The organism is Streptosporangium sp. NPDC006007 (assembly GCF_040614315.1).
Taxonomy (GTDB): Bacteria; Actinomycetota; Actinomycetes; order Streptosporangiales; family Streptosporangiaceae; genus Streptosporangium.
Window position 1 is genome coordinate 1 of the sequence record NZ_JBEXUG010000066.1, and the last position, 18,822, is coordinate 18,822.

The window sequence follows — 18,822 nt, forward strand, 5'->3', positions numbered from 1 at the left end:
TCCGCCCCCTCGACCCGGTCGAGAACATGGTCGGTGTCGATGCCGGGATCACGTCCCTGGTGGCCCTGTCCACCGGCGAGAAGATCGTCAACCCGAAGCACGAGCGCGCCGACCGGCACAAGCTCGCCAGAGCCCAGCGCTCCCTCGCCCGCAAGGCCAAGGGTTCGGTGAACCGGGCCAAGGCCCGCCGGAAGGTGGCTCGGGTGCACGCTCGGATCGCCGACCGCCGCCGGGATCATCTGCACAAGGTCACGACACGGCTTGTTCGCGAGAATCAAGTGATCGCCGTGGAGGATCTGACCGTTCGCAACATGGTCAAGAATCACAGCCTGGCCCGCGCCGTCTCCGACGCGTCCTGGCGGGAGTTGCGGTCGATGCTGGAGTACAAGGCAGCCTGGTACGGGCGGGAACTGGTGGTTGTGGACCGCTGGTTCCCCTCCTCCAAGCTGTGCTCGGCCTGCGGAGCGCTGCGAGACAAGATGCCGTTGAACGTCAGGGAATGGGAGTGCGTGTGTGGCGTGGTCCATGACCGGGACGTCAACGCGGCCAGGAACGTGCTCGCCGCCGGGCTGGCGGAGAGCTGAAACGCCTGTGGAGCTGGTGTAAGACCTCAACGAGAGTCCTCTCGGGCGGGCAACCGGCGGTGAAGCAGGAAACCTCACGGGCGACCGTGGGAATCCCCCTCGTTCACGAGGGGGAGGATGTCAACCACTCGCCTTCTGTCTGTTCAGCGCGTCCGCGACCCAGGTCGCGGCGGTGTGAGCACCCGCTCGGATCGCGGGACCGTCCTTGCTGCCGTCCACCACGGTGTAGGCGACTTCGAGAACCAGGTTGTCGACCCGGAGAGCCACATGACTCTTCTCCAGCCTGCCGGTCTTCCGGTTCTCGTAGAGGTCGTAGCCGAACGCCTCGTCCCCGACCGGTCCGACCCGGAGCGGACCGGTGGACCTGGCGGACCGGAACGACGCCTGGATATCCGACCAGCTCCAGGCGGTCTGCCCGTTGGGCAGCGTGCCGTTGCGCTGGTTGACGAACAGTTCGTGAGCCTGGCGCGGACTCTTGCCCCACTGCTTGTCCGAGCCCGAGGGATACACCTCCAAACCGATTCCGGAGGTCGTCCACTGGCAGCCGCCGCTGTTGGTCGGCCGCCCCGCCGTTCTCAGCCCGGGCAGGAGCCGCCTGACGTCGGTCACGGGGACTAGGTCGCACAGGTCCACCGGGGTGGCGAACGCTCCGGGCTTCTCGCTGAGCCCGCCGGGCACGGCCGGTTCGACCGAGGCCGGGGCCGGGGCCGTACGGTCCGAGACGAGGTGGACCACGCCCATGGTGGCCGCGATGACGGCCACCACCACTGCCACCTCGGCCGCGGCCCACAGCGCTGTGCGTCCCCGGCGTGTCCCCGGCGGGGCCGGAGCGGGGGCGGATGTGGAGTCGGCCGGCTGTGCGAGGAGGGCGAGATCCTTTCCGGGCGTGGGCGTGGGCGTGGGCGTGGGCGTTGGCCGGGACGTTGGTGGGGATGTTGACGGGGGCGGGGCGGCCGGGCGGCCGAGGGCGATCTCCTGGAGGGACCGGGCGACCTCCTCGAAGGGCGGCCGGTTCTCGGGCCGGGGGGCGAGCATGAGCATCAGCAGCGGGCCGAGCCGCCCGGCCCGCTCCGGTGGCCTGGCCGTTTCGGTGAGCACGCGGCCGATCGCCGCGATGGCGGTCTCGGCGGGGTGCGGGGGCAGGCCCTCGACGGCGAAGTAGAGCGTGGCGCCGAGGGACCACAGGTCGGAGGCGGGGCCGCCGCGCTCGCCGCGCAGGCGCTCCGGGGCGATGTAGTTGGGTGAGCCGACCAGGTGGTCGGTACGCCCGGCCGTCGCCCCGCCGCCCTCCCCGCCGCCCCCGCCCCCGCCCCCGCCCTCGCCGCCGTCGCCGTCGTCCTCCACGACGGCGACGCCGAAGTCGGTCAGGACGGCCCGGCCGGTCCGGGTGAGAAAGACACTGCCCGGCTTGACGTCCCGGTGCACCACCCCGGCGGCGTGCGCCACGGTGAGCGCGCTGAGAACCCCCGCGCCGATTCGAGCCACCTGGCGTACCGGCAGCGGCCTTCGCTGACGGACGGTCTGCTCCAGGGAGGCGCCTGACAGCAGCTCCATGACGAGCCAGGACCGGCCCTCTTCGACGATCACGTCGTGGACCGTGACGATGGAGGGGTGTTTGAGCCGGGCGGCCAGGTTGGCCCCGCGGAGCGCGGCCGCGCGGACCTCCTGTCGCCCGAGGGGGGCGAGGTCCGGCGGCAGCCGTACCTCCTTGACCGCCACGTCGCGGCCGAGCAACTCGTCGGCGGCGAGCCACACCGTGCCCGTACCGCCCTCGGCGAGGGGGTTGAGCAGTCGGTAGCGGTCCGCTAGCAGTCGAGTGTCGATCCCGTTCACCCCGTTCGCCGTCCCATCGCGGACAGAAACATAGTCACTTAGCGGCACATGGACCAATAAGTGAGATGACATGGCGGCCGTCGCCCCTGGCTTCGGTGAGAGGTTTCACCTCGGGGCGGAGGATGCGCAAAACCTTCACAATTCACCGGGGGTTGTCTGCACAGGTCCGGTCTACGCTGCGGGACATGACACCCCCTCAGCAACGACGTGTCCTGGTGGTGGAGGACGACGAGACGATCGCGCGGGCCGTACGGCACCGGCTGGCGGCGGAGGGTTTCGACGTCCAGGTCGTCGGGGACGGCGAGGGGGCGCTCGCCGCCCACGCCAGATCCGGCGCCGACGTGGTGGTGCTCGACCGGCTGCTGCCCGGCCTCGACGGGCTGGAGGTGTGCCGGCGGATGCAGGCGGCCCGGCCGGTGCCGGTGCTCATGCTCACCGCGCTGGGAGAGGAGACCGACCTGCTCGTGGGGCTCGGGGTCGGAGCCGACGACTACATGGCCAAGCCGTTCAGCATGCGCGAGCTGGTCGCCCGGGTGCACGCGCTGCTCCGGCGGGTGGAACGGGCCTCGCAGCTCGCCGTGGCGGACACCGTCATCCGCGCCGGAGACGTCGAGATCGACACCGCCGAGCGCCGCGTCTACGTGCGGGGAGCCGAGGCGCAGCTCACCCGGACCGAGTTCGACCTCCTGTGCCGCCTCGCCGAACGGCCGGGGCAGGTGTTCGAACGGGAACGGTTGCTCGCGGACATCTGGGGGTTCTCCGAGGCCGCCGCCACCCGTACAGTCGACAGCCACGTGCGCGCGCTGCGCCGCAAGCTCGGTCCCGGCGTCGTCAGGACCGTGCACGGAGTCGGCTACGCCCTCGTCCGCAGGTGAATCGGCCCTGTCGTTCCCCTGTCATCGGCCGGTGAGCACCGGGTGGGGGCGTGAACCGCTCCGTGCTCCCGTCCGCGACCGGCCCCGGCCGCCCCGTCATCGGCCGGTGTGAGCACCCGATGGGGGCCGGGTGCGAACCGATCCGCGTTCCCATCACTCGAACACTGGGATGAGTCAACCATTGAGACCCCTCGACTTCCTGGGCCGGATCAAGGTCAAGCTCGGCATGGTCATCCTGCTGGCCGTGGTGGCGGCGTTCGTGGTCAACGAGGTCGGCATCAACGCCGGTTACTCGCGTAACGTCCGTGTCGCGGTGGCCGCGGTCCTGGCCCTGATCATGGTGCAGCTGCTCGCGCGGGGAATGACCAAGCCGCTGCGCGAGATGGCCGCCGCCGCGCAGACCATCGCCAAGGGACGGTACGGCCTGCGCGTCTCCGCCACCTCGCGCGACGAGGTCGGCGAGCTCGCCCGGGCCTTCAACGCGATGGCGGCGGACCTGGGCGAGGTGGATCGGCAGCGGCGGGAACTGGTGGCCAACGTCAGCCACGAGCTCCGCACGCCGATCACCGCGCTCCGGGCCGTGCTGGAGAACGTGGTGGACGGCGTCTCGACACCCGACCCCGCCACACTGGGCACCGCGCTGGCCCAGACCGAGCGGCTCGGCCGGTTGGTCGCCCAGCTCCTGGACCTGTCCCGGCTGGACTCCGGGGCCCGGCGGATCGAGCTTGAGGAGGTCGAGCTCCGGCCGCTGTGCGAGCAGGCGCTGCGTGAGGCCGTACTCGCCAGGGACGGGGTCACGGCCCGCTGCGAGGTGCCCGAGGGGCTGAGCGCCCGCGCCGACCCCGACCTGCTGGCCCAGGTGCTGGCCAACCTGCTGGACAACGCGGTACGGCACAGCCCCGACGGCGGGGTCGTGGTGCTGGCGGCGGCCTGCGAGGGGGCCGGGGTACGGCTGCGGGTAACCGATTCGGGGCCCGGGATTCCGCCCGACGATCGGGCACGGGCGTTCGAACGCTTCTCCCGGCTGGACGCGGGCCGGGCCACCGACGAGGGTGGCGCGGGGCTGGGCCTGGCCATCGTCAAGGAGATCGTTGAGCTCCACGGCGGATCCATTCACGTTGAGAACGGCGTCGGTTGCCGCATCGCGGTGGACCTTCCAGAGAGGAGCGCCATGGGTACTCCATCCGACCCCACTCCCACTCCCATCCCCGCCCCGGTCTCCGCCCCCACCTCTGCTCCCATCCCGGTCTCCGACTCCACCCCTACTCCCATCCCCATCCCAGTTCCTGACCCCATCCCCGCCCCCATCCCGGTCCCCGCTCCCACCCCCGTCGCTGCTTCCGCTCCTGCCTCCGCCTCTACCCCCGACCCCGCATCCCCGGCATCCGATGCCGGCGAAATCCCCTCCGCCTCTTCCGAGATCCCCCCGGTTCCCCCGGTTCTCTCGGTCTCCCCGCATTCGCTCGCCCCCGCGCCGCCCCCGCCGGAAGCCCCTCCGCCTTCGATCCACGAGCCCGTGCTGGACGCCGCGCCTTCCCGGCGGGCTCCGGGGCGTAACTGGGCGGGGGCGTTCGCCGGACTCGCCCTCGGCGGCTTCCTGGGGCTGTTCGGCGGCCTGGCGCTCGGAATGATCTTTGGGATCCTGGACCCCGTCCTGGGGGCGCTGGTCGGTGCCGGTGTCATGGTCGCCGGAGGGTTCATCGGCACGGTCGTCGGCACCAGCCCCTTCCCCTCCGCGAACCAGGCCGCTCCACCCGGCCCGGAGGGGGCGCGTCCGGCGCAGGGGGCGTCCGGCTGGGGAAGCGGACCGCCGCGACGGGAGACGGTCCAGAGCGAGGGGGCGAGGGGCGGCTCCGCCGGGGGGTACGTGGCGCCGCCGGTGTTCCCCCGGCCGAACCTGCCGCCCACTCCTCGCTGGATGCTGCCGGCGTGTGCCGCCGTCGGGCTGCTCGCGGCGCTGGCGCTGCCCTACAGCGATGTGGGGCTGGGGTTCGTGCTCGTCGCCGTAGCCCTGGGGGCGGCGGTCCTGCCGGCCGCGCGCAGGCGGATCACCCCGTGGTCGGCGGGGCTGGCGGTGCTCGCCTACGCACTGGTCGCCATGGCGATGTTCAGGGACGCCGGCTGGCTCGTCGGACCGCTCCTGCTCGCCGGGTTCCTGCTGGCCGCGCTCGCCTTGTCGGGGGCCGGGCGTGGCTGGCTCGGGATGGCCAGGGGCGGGGCGTCGGTGCTTGCAGGAGTGCTGCCGGTGCCGTGGTTCCTGGCGGCGCCGGTCAGAGACATGTCGCTACGCAGGAAGGTGGTGCCGGTGCTGCTCGGGGGCTGCCTGGCGCTCGTGCTGGTGCTGCTCTTCGGGTCGCTGTTCGCCTCGGCGGACCCCGTGTTCGCCAAGCTCGTCGAGCAGGTCTTCCTGGCACAGGACTGGGCGCAGTCGATGCCGCTGCGGATCCTGCTGTTCGCGGGCTTCGCGGTGGTGGCCGCATCCGCCGTGCTGGTGGCCCTGCGGCCCGTGGCCCAGGTGCCCACCCCGGCCCTGCGGCTCACGGTGAGCCGAGGACTCTGGGTGATCCCACTGATCGCGCTCAACCTGCTGTTCGCGGTGTTCGTGGCGATGCAGGTGACGGTGCTGTTCGGCAGCACCCGGTGGGTGGTGTCCGCGGCCGGGCTGACCTACGCCGAGTATGCCCGTTCCGGATTCTTCCAGCTTGTCGTGGTCAGCGTGTTCGTGCTGGCTATCGTGGCCGTCGCCTCGTGGGTGATCGAGCTGCGGGGGCGGGAGCGGTGGCTGATGGCCGGGTCGCTCGGCCTGCTCTGCGCGCTGACCATGATCGTTCTGGCCTCCGCCCTGCACCGGCTGGACCTCTACGTCGACGCTTACGGGTTCTCCCGCCTGCGTGCCACGGTGGAGGCGGTGATCTGGTGGCTGGGCGCGGTCTTCGCGCTGGTCCTGGCCGCGGGCGCGGTACGGCTCACCCGGCATGGCCGCGCCGGATGGCTTCCCAGGGCACTGGTCATGACGACCGGGGTGGCGCTGCTGGCCTTCGCGGTGTGGAACCCGGACCTGCGGGTCGCCGAGACCCAGGTCACCATCCGGGGAGCGGACCGGCTCGACCAGGAGTATCTGAGGGACCTCGGGGCGGAGGCCGTACCGGCGCTGGACCGGCTGCCCGAGCCGACGCGCAGCTGCGTGCTGCGGAACCTCGTCGTGGTCAACCGCCTGCTCACCCCCGATCCGTGGAACGGCTGGAACCTCGCCAGGCAGCAGGCCAGGGAGGTGCTTGAGCGGCGGCCGTACCGCACCGAGGTCTCCTGCCCCCCGGACTCCCTCTCCCGGCTGGACATCCCCAGCCAGAACTGACCATGATCCGGAGGGTACGGCCTCCGCCGCCGTCGGCGGGAGCCGTACCGTTCCCGCAGGGTCAGGTCTCACGAGGCCGGGCGGGGGCGACCCGGTGGGGTCAGGGCGCCCAGCGGTTGCCCGAGACGGTGATCATGACCTGGAGCTGGACGCTCGCGGCGAAGTAGTCGTTCGCGTCGAAGGTCGTGGCCGCCATGGTCTTCCACAGGGCGTCCAGCCAGGCCTGGCTGGACGGTTCGGTCATCGCGGCGACCGCGAACGGCGCGGTGAAGGCGGGCTCGGGATCCTTGCCGATCGGCGTGCCGTCCAGCTCGTAGCCCGCCGCGATCCTGTCCGGATCGCCGCCGGTCCTGCCCTTGATCCAGGTGGTGAGTTTCCGTGCGGCGGCGAGTGACCTGGCGTCGCCGCTGGTCAGCGCGTCGTCGCCGATCCGCCACGGGTCGCGCAGCGCGTTCCAGTAGTAGGCGCCGTCGTGCCTGTCCTCCAGCGCCCTGCCCTTCACGGGACGGCCGTCCCTGACGAAGTCCGGCAGCAGGCCGGTGCCGTGCCGCGCCTGGAGGGAGGCGATCAGATCCTGGTGCGCGGCCCTGACGGCCGCCCAGCCGGGGTCGCCGGTGGCCCTCTCGAACGCACGGAAGCGGTCGATCATCCAGTCTGATGAGCGGCTGAGCCGGTGAAGCGGGTCGTCGGGGGTGGCCCAGTCGCCGAGCGTCAGCAGGTGGGTCTCCGCGTTGATCTCGGACGCCTTGACGGCCTCGATGCGCTTGACGGCGAGCCGCCGGTAGTCGTGGGCCCCCGTACTGCCCCACTGGCGGTCGGCCAGCAGCAGGCCGTAGGCGACGTCGAGGTCGCCGTCGGTGGCGGAGTCGCCGCCGTTGACGCTCTTGCAGGAGGCGTTCTGCTCCGCGGCGAGCAGGTCCGGGTTGCCGCTGGAGGGGTGGGCCAGGACGTAGTCGACAAGACCGTCGAAGATTTTCTTGGCGTCGGGGTCGGCTCCGGCCATGGTCGCGGTGATGACCATGCCGTAGCCCTGGGCCTCGGCCACGTACGGATGGTCGGCGTCGGGGGAGATCACCTGGAAGGAGCCGCATCCGTTCCTGACGAACGCGGCCTTCCAGCGGCCGTAGGCGTCGATCACCGTCCGGTCGAGCGTGGCCTGGTCCCCGCTGGGCCGCAGCGCTCCGGCCACGTAGCGGGTCGTGTGGGCGCCGAAGGGGACGGCCGCTCCGCCGGGGGCCGTCGTGCCGCGTGTGGGCTCGGCCCTGTCCGGGGCCGGCGCTGGGGTCGTGCCGTCCGTGGCCGTGGGCGCGTGAGCCGAGGGGGACTCGGTGGCCGGTACGGCCGAGCATCCGGCCGCCAGCAGGGCCGTGGCGGCGAGGGATGCGAGAACGCGGGTGTGCACGGTGAGATCCTCTCTGAGAGCTCTCCGGACTGGCGGGAATCTCACGACGCGGGCCACCGGGGAGCCGAGGGAAGGGGCGGAGGCGACGGCAGAGCGTACGAGACGCCCGTGGAGTGCGCCAAATTCCCGCTGACCCTCGATTCCCGCTGAACCTCCCCCATGTTCCTCCCCGGTGACCCCGGTGACCCCGGTGACGTCCGGCGCCTCCCACCCCGTGCGCCGCCTTCCGCAGGTGAAGGCTCATGCCGGGGGCGGATGACGACTACGGTGTCGATCTGATGGCCACGTGTTTCCAATGTCCGATCACCGATGGCACTGAGTGGGGGCGGTCACATGGGCGGCAGGCTGGAATCGCGGACGGACGAGGGCGCGGCCCCGACGGGGGCGTACTCGCGGGGCCTTGTGGTCGGCGATTTCGTCCACACCCCGGGTCTGGGCCCGCTGGACCCCAAGACCGGTGAGGTCGTCGGCGCGGACGTGGCCGAGCAGACCCACCAGGTGATGCGCACCCTCGGCGCGATCCTCGCGGCGCACGGTCTCGGCTTCGACGACGTCGTGAGGTCGACCGTCCGTCTGCGGTGTCTCAAGCGTGACTTCACCGCCTGCAACAAGGTGTACAAGTCCTACTTCACCCAGCCGTGCCCGGTCCGCACGACCGTCGGCTCCGACCTGACCGACATCCTCGTCGAGATCGACTTCGTGGCCTGCAAGGCACGTTAGAGTCTGACCGACTGCGTGGGAGGACGGGGTTTGGACAGCTCGCTATACGTCTATGTCGAGGACGTGCGGGGAGAGGGCCTGTCGGCGGTTCTCGACCGGATCGCCGGATACGGCGTGGCGGGCGTGACCGTCGCCGCCGCGTGCCGCCGCGCCCGTGACATCACCCCGCACGGCCGGCCCCGGGTGACGATCCGCGGGGACGGAGCGTACTTCTCCCCGCCCCCGGACCTGTTCGACGGGCTACGCCTGGTCCCGCCCGTCCAGGACGGGGCCGAGGAGGAGCCGCTGGCCGCGCTCCGGTCGGCCACCGCCGAGCGCGATCTCAAACTGCACGGATGGACGGTCTTCCTGCACAACACCGCGCTCGGCCTGGCCAACCCCGACGTCACCGTGTGCGACTGCTTCGGAGACCGGGGCTCACCCGCCGACCTGTGCCCCTCCCACCCGGACGTCCGCCGCTACGCGGTCGCGCTGGGCCGGGCCGTGGCCAGGCAGGGGGTGGACAGCGTGGTCGCAGAGGCGCTGCACTTCGGCACCTTCGCCCACGGCCGCCACCCCGAGCGCGGCTCCGTCCCGCTCGGGCCGATGGACGTGTTCCTGTTCGGTCTCTGCTTCTGCGACTTCTGCATGCGCCGGGCGATCGACCTGGGCGTCAACGCCGAGGTCGCGCGTGAGGAGTGCGCCAGGATCGTGGGGAGCGTTCTCGACGGTGATCCGCCCGCGCGGGGCGAGGTGACCCGGGCGGCGCTGACGGCCTACGCCGGACCCGAGGTGGTCGCCTACGCCCGAGCCCGCTCGGAGGCGGTGACCTCGCTGGTCTCCAAGGTCTCCGCAGCCGTCGCCGCCGAGGGCTCCAGCCTCGTCTTCCTCGACGCGACCGGCCTGGTGAAGGGCCACGCCGACGGCCTGCCCGCCCCCGGGCTCGCCGCGCACGACTCCTGGCAGCTCGGTGTGGATCTGGTCGCCCTGGGAGACCTGGTGCCCTCGCTCGGCGTGCTCGCCTACGCCCGAGACGTCGCCCGGGTCGCCGACGACGTGGGCGCCTATCGCCGCTCGACCGGCAAGGGCAGGGGGTTGCGGGTCGTGCTCCGCCCCGGCCCGCCCGACACCGACTCGGCCGACCGGCTCGCCGCCAAGGTCCGGGCCGTGCGGGCCGCGGGGGCCGACGCGGTCGACTTCTACGCGTACGGGCTCGTGCCGTACCCGATCCTGGACCGCATCCCCGGCGCGCTCTCGGGCTGACCGGCTCCTGGGGGTGACCGGGTGGCGGAGGTGAGCGGCTCGTGGGTCGGGTGGCTCGGGGGCCGGATAGCCGGAAACGGTGTGCGAGGCGCGGTCATCGCGCCGACGGCGCCGGGGTGCGGGGGATCAGCAGGGCGGGGACGAGGGCGATCGCGGTGATCCCGAGAGCCCAGCCGAAGCTCCCGGCGAAGGCGGGAACACCCGCGCCGTCCGAGCGGATGAGCGACTGCAGGATGACGGCGATCACGGCGGCACCGAGGGCGGTTCCCACCCTGATCACGATCTGTGAGGCGGTCGCGGCTCCGGGGACGGCCGCCCTCGGCAGGGTGCGGTAGGCCGCTGCCATGATCGACGGTGTGACGAGGCCGTGCCCCAGGCCGATGACGAACAGCGCGGCGGCCAGCGGCACCGTACCGGTGGAGGCGTCGATCCGGACGCAGGCGAGTATTCCGGCGAGGACGACCAGGATTCCCGTGACGCCGGGAATGCGGGGTCCGAGCCGGTCGGTGAGACGTCCGGCCACGGGCATGGTGACGATCGCGCCCACCCCCACCGGGGCGACCAGGAGCCCCGCCCTCAGCACGCCCGCCTCTGACACGGCCTGGGAGTACAGCGGGACCAGCAGCAGCACGCCGAAGACCCCCGCCGAGTAGAGGAACAGGGCCGTGACGGAGGCGGCGAAACCCCGGTCGCCGAAGAGCCGCACGTCGAGCAGGGTGCGCTCGGCCCCGCGCAGTGAGCGCGCGACGAACGCCGTGACGAGCACGGCACCGAGCACCAGCCCCACGAGCGCGGACGTGCCGTCCGACGCCTCGCCGATCTGGGAGAGCCCGTAGACCAGCGCGGCGAGGCCGGGGGAGAGCAGCGCCAGGCCGAGAGTGTCCAGGCGGCTGTCCGGGAGACGCTCCTCGTCGCGGGGGAGCAGCCGCAGGGCGAGCAGTAGCGCCACCGCGCAGACCGGGACGTTGACGTAGAACATCCACCGCCAGGTGAGGTGGTCGACCAGCAGGCCGCCGGCCAGTGGGCCGAGCGCGGGGGCGAGCATCGAAGGGATCGAGATCACGGCCATCACCCGTCCCAGCCGCCCGGGGCCGGCCGCGCGGGCCAGCAGGGTCTGCGCGACCGGCATGAGCAGGCCGCCGCCGATCCCCTGCGACACGCGAAAGGTGATCAGGGACTCCGCCGACCAGGCGACCCCGCACAGGATCGACCCCGCTCCGAACAGCACCAGTGAGATGAGCCAGGTCGCTCTGGCGCCGAACCGCCCGATCGCCCAGCCGGTGATCGGGATCGTCATGGACAGGGCCAGGGTGTAGCCGGTGATCACCCACTGGACGGTGCCCAGTGAGACGTGCAGGTCGTGGCCGAGGGTGTTGATCGCGACGTTGACGATGGTCGCGTCGAGCATGGTCATGATCGTTCCGAGTACCACCGCGAGGGCGATCCCGCGGAGGGCGGGATCGAACCGGGTGTCCATCTGATCCTGTGCCGTGGTCATCTCGCGCCGCCGTTTCGTACAGCGTATTGATTTTCCGTACAGCGTATCAATCGTCCGCTACGCCGTACACTCGACGGGTGGGATCTGAGCGGACGCAGGGGCCGGTCTGGGCCAGGGAGGCGGCCAGACGCCGTACGACGCTGACCCGTGAGGCGATCGTGGCGGCCGCGATCAAGGTCGCCGACGCGGAGGGGGTGGACGCCGTGTCGATACGCCGGGTGGCCACCGAACTCGGCGCGCGGGCGATGAGCCTCTACACCCACATCGAGCGGAAGGAGGACCTGCTCGACCTCATGTCGGACGAGGCTCGCGCGAAGACCCTGGTAGAGGGGGAACTGCCCGGCGACTGGCGTGAGGCGATCTCGGCCGTCGCCCGGTGCACGCGGGAGGCCATCCGACGTCATCCCTGGCTGGTGGACCTCGTCTCCCGGCGTGTGAACGTCGGTCCCAACGGGCTACGGCACGGCGAGCAGTCGCTGGCCGCGCTGTCGCCCCTGCGGATCGCGCCGGAGTGGAAGCTACGGATCATCGCGGCGGTCGACGACTACGCGCTGGGGTTCGTGATCCGCGAGGTGATGCAGCGGGAGACGCCCCGCAGGTATGCCTGGACGGAGGCGGAGCGGGACGCCCTCATGCGGCCCTACCTGCGTGAGCTCATCGACAGCGGGGAGTTTCCGCACCTCGCGCCGCTGCTCACCGATGGCACGCCCGGCGCGGACGGCGAGAACGGTGCCGACGACACCGCCGGCGACGACTTCGAACGCGGTCTGCGCTGGATGCTGGACGGCATCGCCCGGGATCTTCTCCTGGACTGACGCTCTCCTGGGCCATCAGGCTGAGCGGCGCGTTTCAGGCCGAGTGGTGTGTTTCAGGCGTTGAGCGTTGTGTTTCAGGCCGAGTGGCGTGTTTCAGGCTGAGTGGTGGTTTTCAGGCCGAACGGCCGGAGAGCGCGGTCACCAGGCCGAGCCCCAGATAGACCGCCCCGCTGAAATAGCCCAGCACGTTCGAGTGGGCGCGCAGCCGGCTGCCGAGCGCGCCCGCGCCCGCGGCGTAGATCATGTCGGAGATCAGGCCGAGGACGAGCAGCGTGCCGCCCAGGACGACGATCTGCAACGGCACCGAACCCGCCTCGGGGTGCACGAACTGCGGCAGGAAGGCCAGGAAGAACAGGACCACCTTGGGGTTGAGCACGTTCACGACCACGCCCTCCAGGAAGATCGCCCGCAGCGGCTGCGGCGGGGTCTCCCGGGCGGTGAGCTCCTGCCGGCGAGTCAGCGCCCGGATGCCCAGATAGACCAGATAGACCACGCCGGCCCACTTGATCAGGTTGAAGAGCGCGGCCGAGCGGGCGACCACGTAGGAGAGACCGGCCGCCGCCGCGGCGATGTGCACCAGGGTGCCCACCTCCACCCCCAACGCGCTCGCGATCCCGGCCGCCCGGCCCTGCGCGATACCCCGCGCGGCGATGTAGAGGTGGTTCGGTCCCGGGACCAGGACCAGGGCCAGAGATGCCACCATGAAGATCAGAAACGTGGACATGGAGATCACGGTTTCGACCCTAGGGCCAGGTGATCCCGGTGGTGAGGGCCATTGACGGGTGGCTTCGGTGAACCATTCTCGATTCGCCGTCGGTGCGCCGTGACATACTCGCCGACGTGGGGCGGCAGATGGCACAGGGTGCTCTGATCGGACGGTCGGCCGAGCTCGACCGGCTGACCGCCGTGCTCGGGGCGGCCACCAGAGGGCTGGCCGGGGTCGCCCTGGTGGGAGGCGACGCGGGCATCGGCAAGAGCCGGTTGGTCGCGGAGCTGGCCAAACGGGCTAAGGACGACGGCTTCGCCGTACTGGTGGGACAGTGCGTCGAGCTCGGTGACGCCCTGCCGTACCTCCCGCTGGCCGACGCCCTGCGCGGCGCCCAGGGAGAGCTGCGTGCGGAGATCGACGCCCGGCCGGCCCTCGGCAGACTGCTGCCCGGAGGCACCGACCCCGGCACGGAGAGCACCTCGGGCCTGACCCAGCAGCAGCTCTTCGGCTCGATGCTCGGCTTCCTGGCCGCGCGGCCCGTGCTGCTGGTCCTGGAGGACCTGCACTGGGCCGACCACTCCACCCGCGACCTGCTGGCCTTCCTCAGCCGGATGCTGCAGACCGAGCGCGTCTGCCTGGTCGGCACCTACCGCACCGACGACCTCCACCGGCGCCACCCGCTCCGCCGGGTCCTCGCCGAGCTCAAACGCCTGCCGTCGGTGACGTCCATCGAGCTGAGCCCCCTCGACCGCGGTGAGATGACCGACTATCTGGTCGCCCTCGGCGGCGCCGACGCCCGGACGATCGACGAGGTCGTCGCCCGGGCCGAGGGCAACCCGTTCTACGCCCAGGAGCTCCTGGAGGCCGTGACCGAGGGCTGCTCTATGACCGACGGCCTGGCCGGGCTTCTGCTCTCCCGCGCCGAGCTGCTCCCCGACGCCGCTCAGCGGGTGCTGCGGGGCGCGGCCGTCGCGGGGCGCCGGGTCGACCACGACCTGCTCCAGGAGGCTTCCGGCCTGGAGGACCTGGCCTTCGACGAGGCCATGCGTGAGATCGTCTCGCGAGGGCTGCTCCGCCTCGACGGGGAGTACGGCTACGCCTTCCGGCACGCCCTGCTCCAGGAGGCGGTCTACACCGACCTGCTCCCCGGTGAGCGGACCCGGATGCACTCGGAGTTCGCCCGCCTGCTCACCGCCCGCGAGGGCGCCGCGGCCGAGCTCGCCTACCACTATCTGGCGGGCCACGACCTGGCCGAAGCCATGTCCGCGTCGGTCGAGGCCGGGCGGAGGGCTGAGCGCCTCGGCGCTCCCGCCGAGGCGCACCGCCACTTCGAACGGGCGCTCGGCCTCTGGGACCGCGTCTCCGACGCCGAGAGCCTCGCCGGCATGGACCGCGAGCGGCTCGCGCTGCGCACCGCGGCGGCGGCGGCCGACATGGGAGACAACCACCGCGCCATCGCCCAGCTGCGCGATCTACCCCCGTCCGCTGAGATCGGCGAACGACTCGCGTACTACCTGTATGACTCCGACGCGGCCGAGGCGGCGATCGTGGCCGCCGAGGCGGCAGTGGCGGCGGCGCCGGAGGGGAGCCCGGTCCTGGCCCGGGCGCTGGCCACCCTCTCCCGCACGGTCTCCTGGAGCCCAAGGCACGCCGAGGCCAGGCCGCTGGCCGACCGTGCGCTTGAGGTCGCCAGGGCCACCGGGGCGAGTGACGCGGAGAAGGGCGCGATGATCATGCTGGCCTCCTGCGCGGAGTACGAAGGCGACATCCCCCTGGCGGAGAAGCTGTTCGGCTCCATCGCCTTCCAGGACTCCGGCGACCTGGCCATCGACCTGCGTGCGATCTTCCATCACGCCCGGATCCAATACGAACGCGGCGCGATGGCCGGAGCCGCCACGACAGCGGAACACGGCGTACGGCTGGCCCTGGAGACCGGCCTCTCCTGGAGCACCTACGGCACCGACCTGCGGTTCCTCCAGTTCATGATCCACTATATGGCGGGGGACTGGACACAGGCCTGGAGCATGGCCGCCGGGTTCGGCGCGCGCGTCGGCAGGATTCCCGAGGCCATCCTCTCCTCCTTCGCGCTGTTCGTCGAGGTCGCCATGGGGGCGCCCGAGGTGGAGGAGCGGCTGAACTGGCTGCGGCCGTTCTGGTCCGACTCCCTGGTCGCCTACATGTCCCGGGGCCTGGCCGCCGAGCACGCCCTCTGGCGGCAGGAGGCCGAACTCGCCCTGGAGCACACCACCGCCGTTCTCAACGCCATGGACCCCGCTGAGGTGGGCAACATCCGGATCGGCGCCGTCGCGCTCTGGGCCCTGGCCGACCTGGGCCGCGCGGACGGGGCCGACGAGTTCCTGGCCCGGGCGCGGGAGGCTGCCAGGGTCGGGATGGGCGTTGAGGGACAGGGCTGGATGGCCCGGGCGGAGGCCGAGTGGCACCGCGCGCACGGCCGCGTCGACATCGGGGCCTGGCGCAGGGCCGTCGAGGTGTTCGACTCCGGCTTCGTCTACGAGGCCGCCCGCTCGCGGTGGCGGCTGGCCGAGGCGCTACTCGCCTCGGGAGACCGGTCCTCGGCGCTGAAGGAGTGGCGTCGCGCCGTCAAGGCCGCCACGTCACTGGGGGCCCGTCCTCTGAGCGAGGCACTGGCGGAACTGGGCCGCCGCGCCCGGTTCACCTCGGCTCAGCAGGGGGTGCTCACCGGCAGGGAACAGGAGGTGCTCGCCCTGGTCGCCGAGGGCCTGGCCAACCGGGAGATCGGCGAGCGGCTGTTCATCGCCCAGAAGACGGTCAGCGTGCACGTCTCCAACATCCTGGGCAAGCTCGGCGTCTCCTCCCGCACCCAGGCGGCGGCCGCGGCCCGCAGGGCGGGCCTGGTCTGACAGCGAGGATGCGGGCGAACGCCTCCCGGTCCACCTTTCTCGGGTCTCCCGGCCCCGTTCGCTCTCCTTTGGCCTTCCGGTCGCCCCGCCCGGTTCACTCTTCCCCGGCCTCCCGGCCCGGTTCGCCCTTCCCGGTCTCCCGATCCTTGTCCGCGCCGGTACGGTGAGGGGTGTCACGGCCCCGACCGGCGCCGGTGAACGGTGCGCGACCCGGTAAACGTCCGTGGTCGCCGCGTCAGCCGCTGTGAGCGGCGAGGGCAAGGTCTCGGACGACCTGGATGAGCTCGGCAGGGTCGAACGGCTTGGTGAGGTAGGCGTCGACCCCGATGTCCATCCCCCGCCTTCTGTCGTCCTCCTGGGCCCGCGCGGTGATCAGGAGAACCTTGATGTGCCTGGTCTCCTCGTTGTCGCGCAGCTTGGTGGCCGTCATCCAGCCATCGAGCCTGGGCATCATCACGTCGAGGGTGATCACATCGGGCATCACGTCCAGCACCCGGTTCAGACAGTCCTGCCCATCCGATGCGGTCTCCACCTGAAACCCCTCCAGGGTCAGGTTGACCGCGATGAGCTGTCGGATGACCTCGTCGTCATCCACTACCAACACTTTGCCCAGAAGCTCGCCCACGGGCGTGAGGCTAACTCCTCCGGGCCCGGTCACGTGCGGTTTTCGACGGATGTCGCGCGTGGCTATCCAAGGACGACAGGTTTTCAACGGTGGCGAGCTCCGCCGTCCCCCTCCCCAAACCTTCGCGTTCCCCACCGCAGCCCCCTCCGGCACCTCTCCGCCCTCCGGCACCGCGCCGGTCTCCAACTCCTCCGGTACTTTCCCCTCCGGTGCCCAGCCGGTCTCCCCTCACTTCGGTGCCTCCTCCTCCGCCGCTCCAGGGCTCCCTCCTCCACTCTCCCGGGGCTGTGGACAGTCCGAAGTTTTCCCCAGAACCGGATTCGGCTCCTTGCCGATCACATCGTCTCGCCGATCCTGGGGCCTCGATCGTTCATCGAGCTCAGGGAGGCCATGCGTGATCACAACACTCATCACCGTCACCGTCCTCACGGCGGCCCTCGCGGGGGTCCATCAGGCGTCTGCGACCCACCCCTGCCCGACAGTCGCCACCCACTGGATCAGGCTGCTCTCCGGAGCCGGGTTACCGGACGGCGTCCGGAGACGGCTCGAAGACAACATCCACATCGCGCCGACCACCGGCCGGGAGACCAACCAGGTCGGCAAGGCCGGCGGAAGCCCTGAGAACACTGAAAACGACAAGGCCAACAAGGCCGACAAGGCCGGGGGGATCGGCGAGGTCGGCGAGAGCGGCGAGGAGGGCAAGATCGGCGGGTCCGATGAGACCGGCAAAACCGGCGAGGTCGAGGAGAAAGGGGAAAACGGCGAGGCCGGAGAGATCGACGAGGCCGGCAGGGCGCCTTCCGGACGCAGGCCGGAGACCGTCCCCGCCGCCGCAAGCGGCACCCCCCGCCATCCCCTCGGCCGCGCCTTCAGCGGCATCCCCAACCCCGGCCACGTCCGCGGCGGCCCCTGCGGTGACACCTCCGACGGGGATCACGCGCGGCCGGTCGGTGCCGCCACCTCTTCCGAACCTTCTTCCTTGGAGAACAGGGGGAACAGGGAGAACGAGGGCGTCGCGGGGGCCACCGACAAGGTTGTCCGCCTGTCGGTCACGTCCCTGCGGCGCTCACGCCGACTCTTTCCCGGGCAGCTGGCGGCCGCCGCGGCGCTTCGCCAGGTTGGCAGGCCGTACGTCTGGGGCGGTGGTTCGGGCACAGGTCCGACCGGCGGCGGCTTCGACTGCTCGGGGCTCGCCCTGCACGCCTGGTCGAAGGCGGGGGCCAGGCTCCCCCACTACACCGGCAGCCAGTTCAGGCAGGGCCTCCGGGTGCCGTTCTCCCGGCTCCGTCCCGGAGACCTGGTCTTCTTCGGCGGGGGCGCCGGAGACCCCACCCACGTGGGTGTCTACCTCAAGAACGGCATCATGGTCCACGCCCCCAAGACCGGCGACGTGGTCAGGGCGACGAGGTTCACCACCTCCGCCTACTACCGCGCCCACTATCGAGGAGCCGTCCGCCCGGAGTCCTGACCTCCCCGGTGACAGCCGGTGCCCCCGAGATCACCTACTTCGCGCTTCGAGTGTCGGTTCCCCTCCAGATGCTGGTAACCTAATCACTCGTTGGCCCCCTTAGCTCAGGGGATAGAGCACCGGCCTCCGGAGCCGGGAGCGCAAGTTCGAATCTTGCAGGGGGCACCATTGTGATGTCTCATGACGTCGGAAACCCTCGAACCTATGGGTTCGGGGGTTTTCCCATGTTCTAGGGCTGATAGTCGCGGGTGGGGTCGAGGATCAGTTCGCGGAGAAGTTCTCCGGGGATGGCGTTGACGATGTGGACGTGCAGGTTGGTGACCAGGAGGATGACGTGGGTCCGGGCGTGGGCTCGTCCGATTCCGATGTGGTGGAGTCGGCTGGCTAGTGCGGTAGATCGTGCGCCAGGGTAAGCACGACTCGATCCAGACGCGCCAGGCATTGATCATTATGACGTCGATGTCGGGGGCTCCGGCCCCGGCGATCGCGCGGCTGGTCGCGGCACATGAAGACACTGTGCGCGATGTGATCCACGCATTCAACGAGCGAGGGCTGGCTGTGCTGGACCCTCGGTGGTGGGGGCTGTCCCCGCTTGATCAGTGATGAGGACAACGCTTCATCATCCAGACGGCCAAAACGTGCCCGGCCCGGCCGGGCCGCTCGTTCACGCATTGGAGCGTGCGCAAGCTCGCCGAGCACCTGGCCAGCTGTGCCCCAGGTTGAGGTTCCCCCCGAGGTGAGGACACCCCCGACAATGGATCTTGTTCCATAGAGGGGAGCCTTCGGGTGGCACGACCGTCGAAGTTCGGCGATG

The 18,822-nt window shown here is 71.2% G+C and carries 14 protein-coding genes and 1 tRNA gene; 10 read left to right on the forward strand and 5 right to left on the reverse strand.

The window, feature by feature from the left end:
- A partial coding sequence (locus ABZ194_RS28940) for an RNA-guided endonuclease TnpB family protein (protein WP_355600190.1) occupies window positions 1-584 on the forward strand: 584 nt, incomplete at its 5' end.
- Between the two features lie 120 nt (window positions 585-704).
- On the opposite strand, the gene ABZ194_RS28945 is transcribed toward ABZ194_RS28940, so the two are convergent.
- On the reverse strand, window positions 705-2,417 hold the full coding sequence (locus ABZ194_RS28945) for a serine/threonine-protein kinase (RefSeq protein WP_355600191.1): 1,713 nt from the start codon (window positions 2,415-2,417) through the stop codon (window positions 705-707).
- A gap of 185 nt (window positions 2,418-2,602) precedes the next feature.
- Here ABZ194_RS28945 and ABZ194_RS28950 point away from each other — a divergent pair, with 185 nt between their 5' ends.
- Both ABZ194_RS28950 and ABZ194_RS28955 read left to right on the forward strand, forming a co-directional pair.
- Window positions 2,603-3,292, forward strand: coding sequence for a response regulator transcription factor (locus ABZ194_RS28950; protein ID WP_355600192.1), 690 nt, complete (start codon window positions 2,603-2,605; stop codon window positions 3,290-3,292).
- A 181-nt stretch (window positions 3,293-3,473) separates the two neighbouring features.
- Complete coding sequence (locus ABZ194_RS28955) at window positions 3,474-6,647, forward strand: DUF4153 domain-containing protein (RefSeq protein WP_355600193.1); 3,174 nt, start codon at window positions 3,474-3,476, stop codon at window positions 6,645-6,647.
- 100 nt (window positions 6,648-6,747) lie between these two features.
- Here ABZ194_RS28955 and ABZ194_RS28960 read toward each other — a convergent pair whose 3' ends face one another.
- Entirely contained in the window at window positions 6,748-8,049 is a 1,302-nt protein-coding gene (locus ABZ194_RS28960; protein ID WP_355600194.1) for a glycosyl hydrolase family 8, read from the reverse strand.
- A 309-nt stretch (window positions 8,050-8,358) separates the two neighbouring features.
- On the opposite strand from ABZ194_RS28960, the gene ABZ194_RS28965 reads away from it, so the two are divergent.
- Entirely contained in the window at window positions 8,359-8,769 is a 411-nt protein-coding gene (locus tag ABZ194_RS28965) for a Rid family hydrolase (RefSeq protein ID WP_355600195.1), read from the forward strand.
- Between the two features lie 30 nt (window positions 8,770-8,799).
- Window positions 8,800-10,011, forward strand: a complete 1,212-nt coding sequence (locus tag ABZ194_RS28970) for a hypothetical protein (protein ID WP_355600196.1) — start codon at window positions 8,800-8,802, stop codon at window positions 10,009-10,011.
- Between the two features lie 94 nt (window positions 10,012-10,105).
- On the opposite strand, the gene ABZ194_RS28975 is transcribed toward ABZ194_RS28970, so the two are convergent.
- Window positions 10,106-11,509 (reverse strand): DHA2 family efflux MFS transporter permease subunit, encoded by a 1,404-nt coding sequence (locus ABZ194_RS28975; RefSeq protein ID WP_355600197.1) that lies wholly within the window; start codon window positions 11,507-11,509, stop codon window positions 10,106-10,108.
- 77 nt (window positions 11,510-11,586) lie between these two features.
- Between ABZ194_RS28975 and ABZ194_RS28980 the strand changes: the two genes are divergently transcribed.
- Entirely contained in the window at window positions 11,587-12,324 is a 738-nt protein-coding gene (locus ABZ194_RS28980) for a TetR/AcrR family transcriptional regulator C-terminal domain-containing protein (RefSeq protein ID WP_355600198.1), read from the forward strand.
- 112 nt (window positions 12,325-12,436) lie between these two features.
- Here ABZ194_RS28980 and ABZ194_RS28985 read toward each other — a convergent pair whose 3' ends face one another.
- Window positions 12,437-13,048: a LysE family translocator gene (locus ABZ194_RS28985; protein ID WP_355600199.1), complete on the reverse strand. Its 612-nt coding sequence runs from the start codon at window positions 13,046-13,048 to the stop codon at window positions 12,437-12,439.
- Window positions 13,049-13,164: 116 nt separating this feature from the next.
- On the opposite strand from ABZ194_RS28985, the gene ABZ194_RS28990 reads away from it, so the two are divergent.
- Window positions 13,165-15,915: an AAA family ATPase gene (locus tag ABZ194_RS28990; protein WP_355600200.1), complete on the forward strand. Its 2,751-nt coding sequence runs from the start codon at window positions 13,165-13,167 to the stop codon at window positions 15,913-15,915.
- A gap of 235 nt (window positions 15,916-16,150) precedes the next feature.
- Here ABZ194_RS28990 and ABZ194_RS28995 read toward each other — a convergent pair whose 3' ends face one another.
- Window positions 16,151-16,540 (reverse strand): response regulator, encoded by a 390-nt coding sequence (locus ABZ194_RS28995; protein WP_355600201.1) that lies wholly within the window; start codon window positions 16,538-16,540, stop codon window positions 16,151-16,153.
- Window positions 16,541-16,934: 394 nt separating this feature from the next.
- Here ABZ194_RS28995 and ABZ194_RS29000 point away from each other — a divergent pair, with 394 nt between their 5' ends.
- The 3 genes from ABZ194_RS29000 to ABZ194_RS29010 all read left to right on the forward strand — a co-directional run bounded on the left by ABZ194_RS29000 (window position 16,935) and on the right by ABZ194_RS29010 (window position 18,611).
- Window positions 16,935-18,008: a C40 family peptidase gene (locus ABZ194_RS29000; protein WP_355600202.1), complete on the forward strand. Its 1,074-nt coding sequence runs from the start codon at window positions 16,935-16,937 to the stop codon at window positions 18,006-18,008.
- Window positions 18,009-18,101: 93 nt separating this feature from the next.
- Window positions 18,102-18,176 (forward strand) — tRNA-Arg (locus tag ABZ194_RS29005).
- Window positions 18,177-18,407: 231 nt separating this feature from the next.
- On the forward strand, window positions 18,408-18,611 hold the full coding sequence (locus ABZ194_RS29010) for a helix-turn-helix domain-containing protein (RefSeq protein ID WP_355600203.1): 204 nt from the start codon (window positions 18,408-18,410) through the stop codon (window positions 18,609-18,611).
- Window positions 18,612-18,822 lie beyond the last annotated feature (211 nt).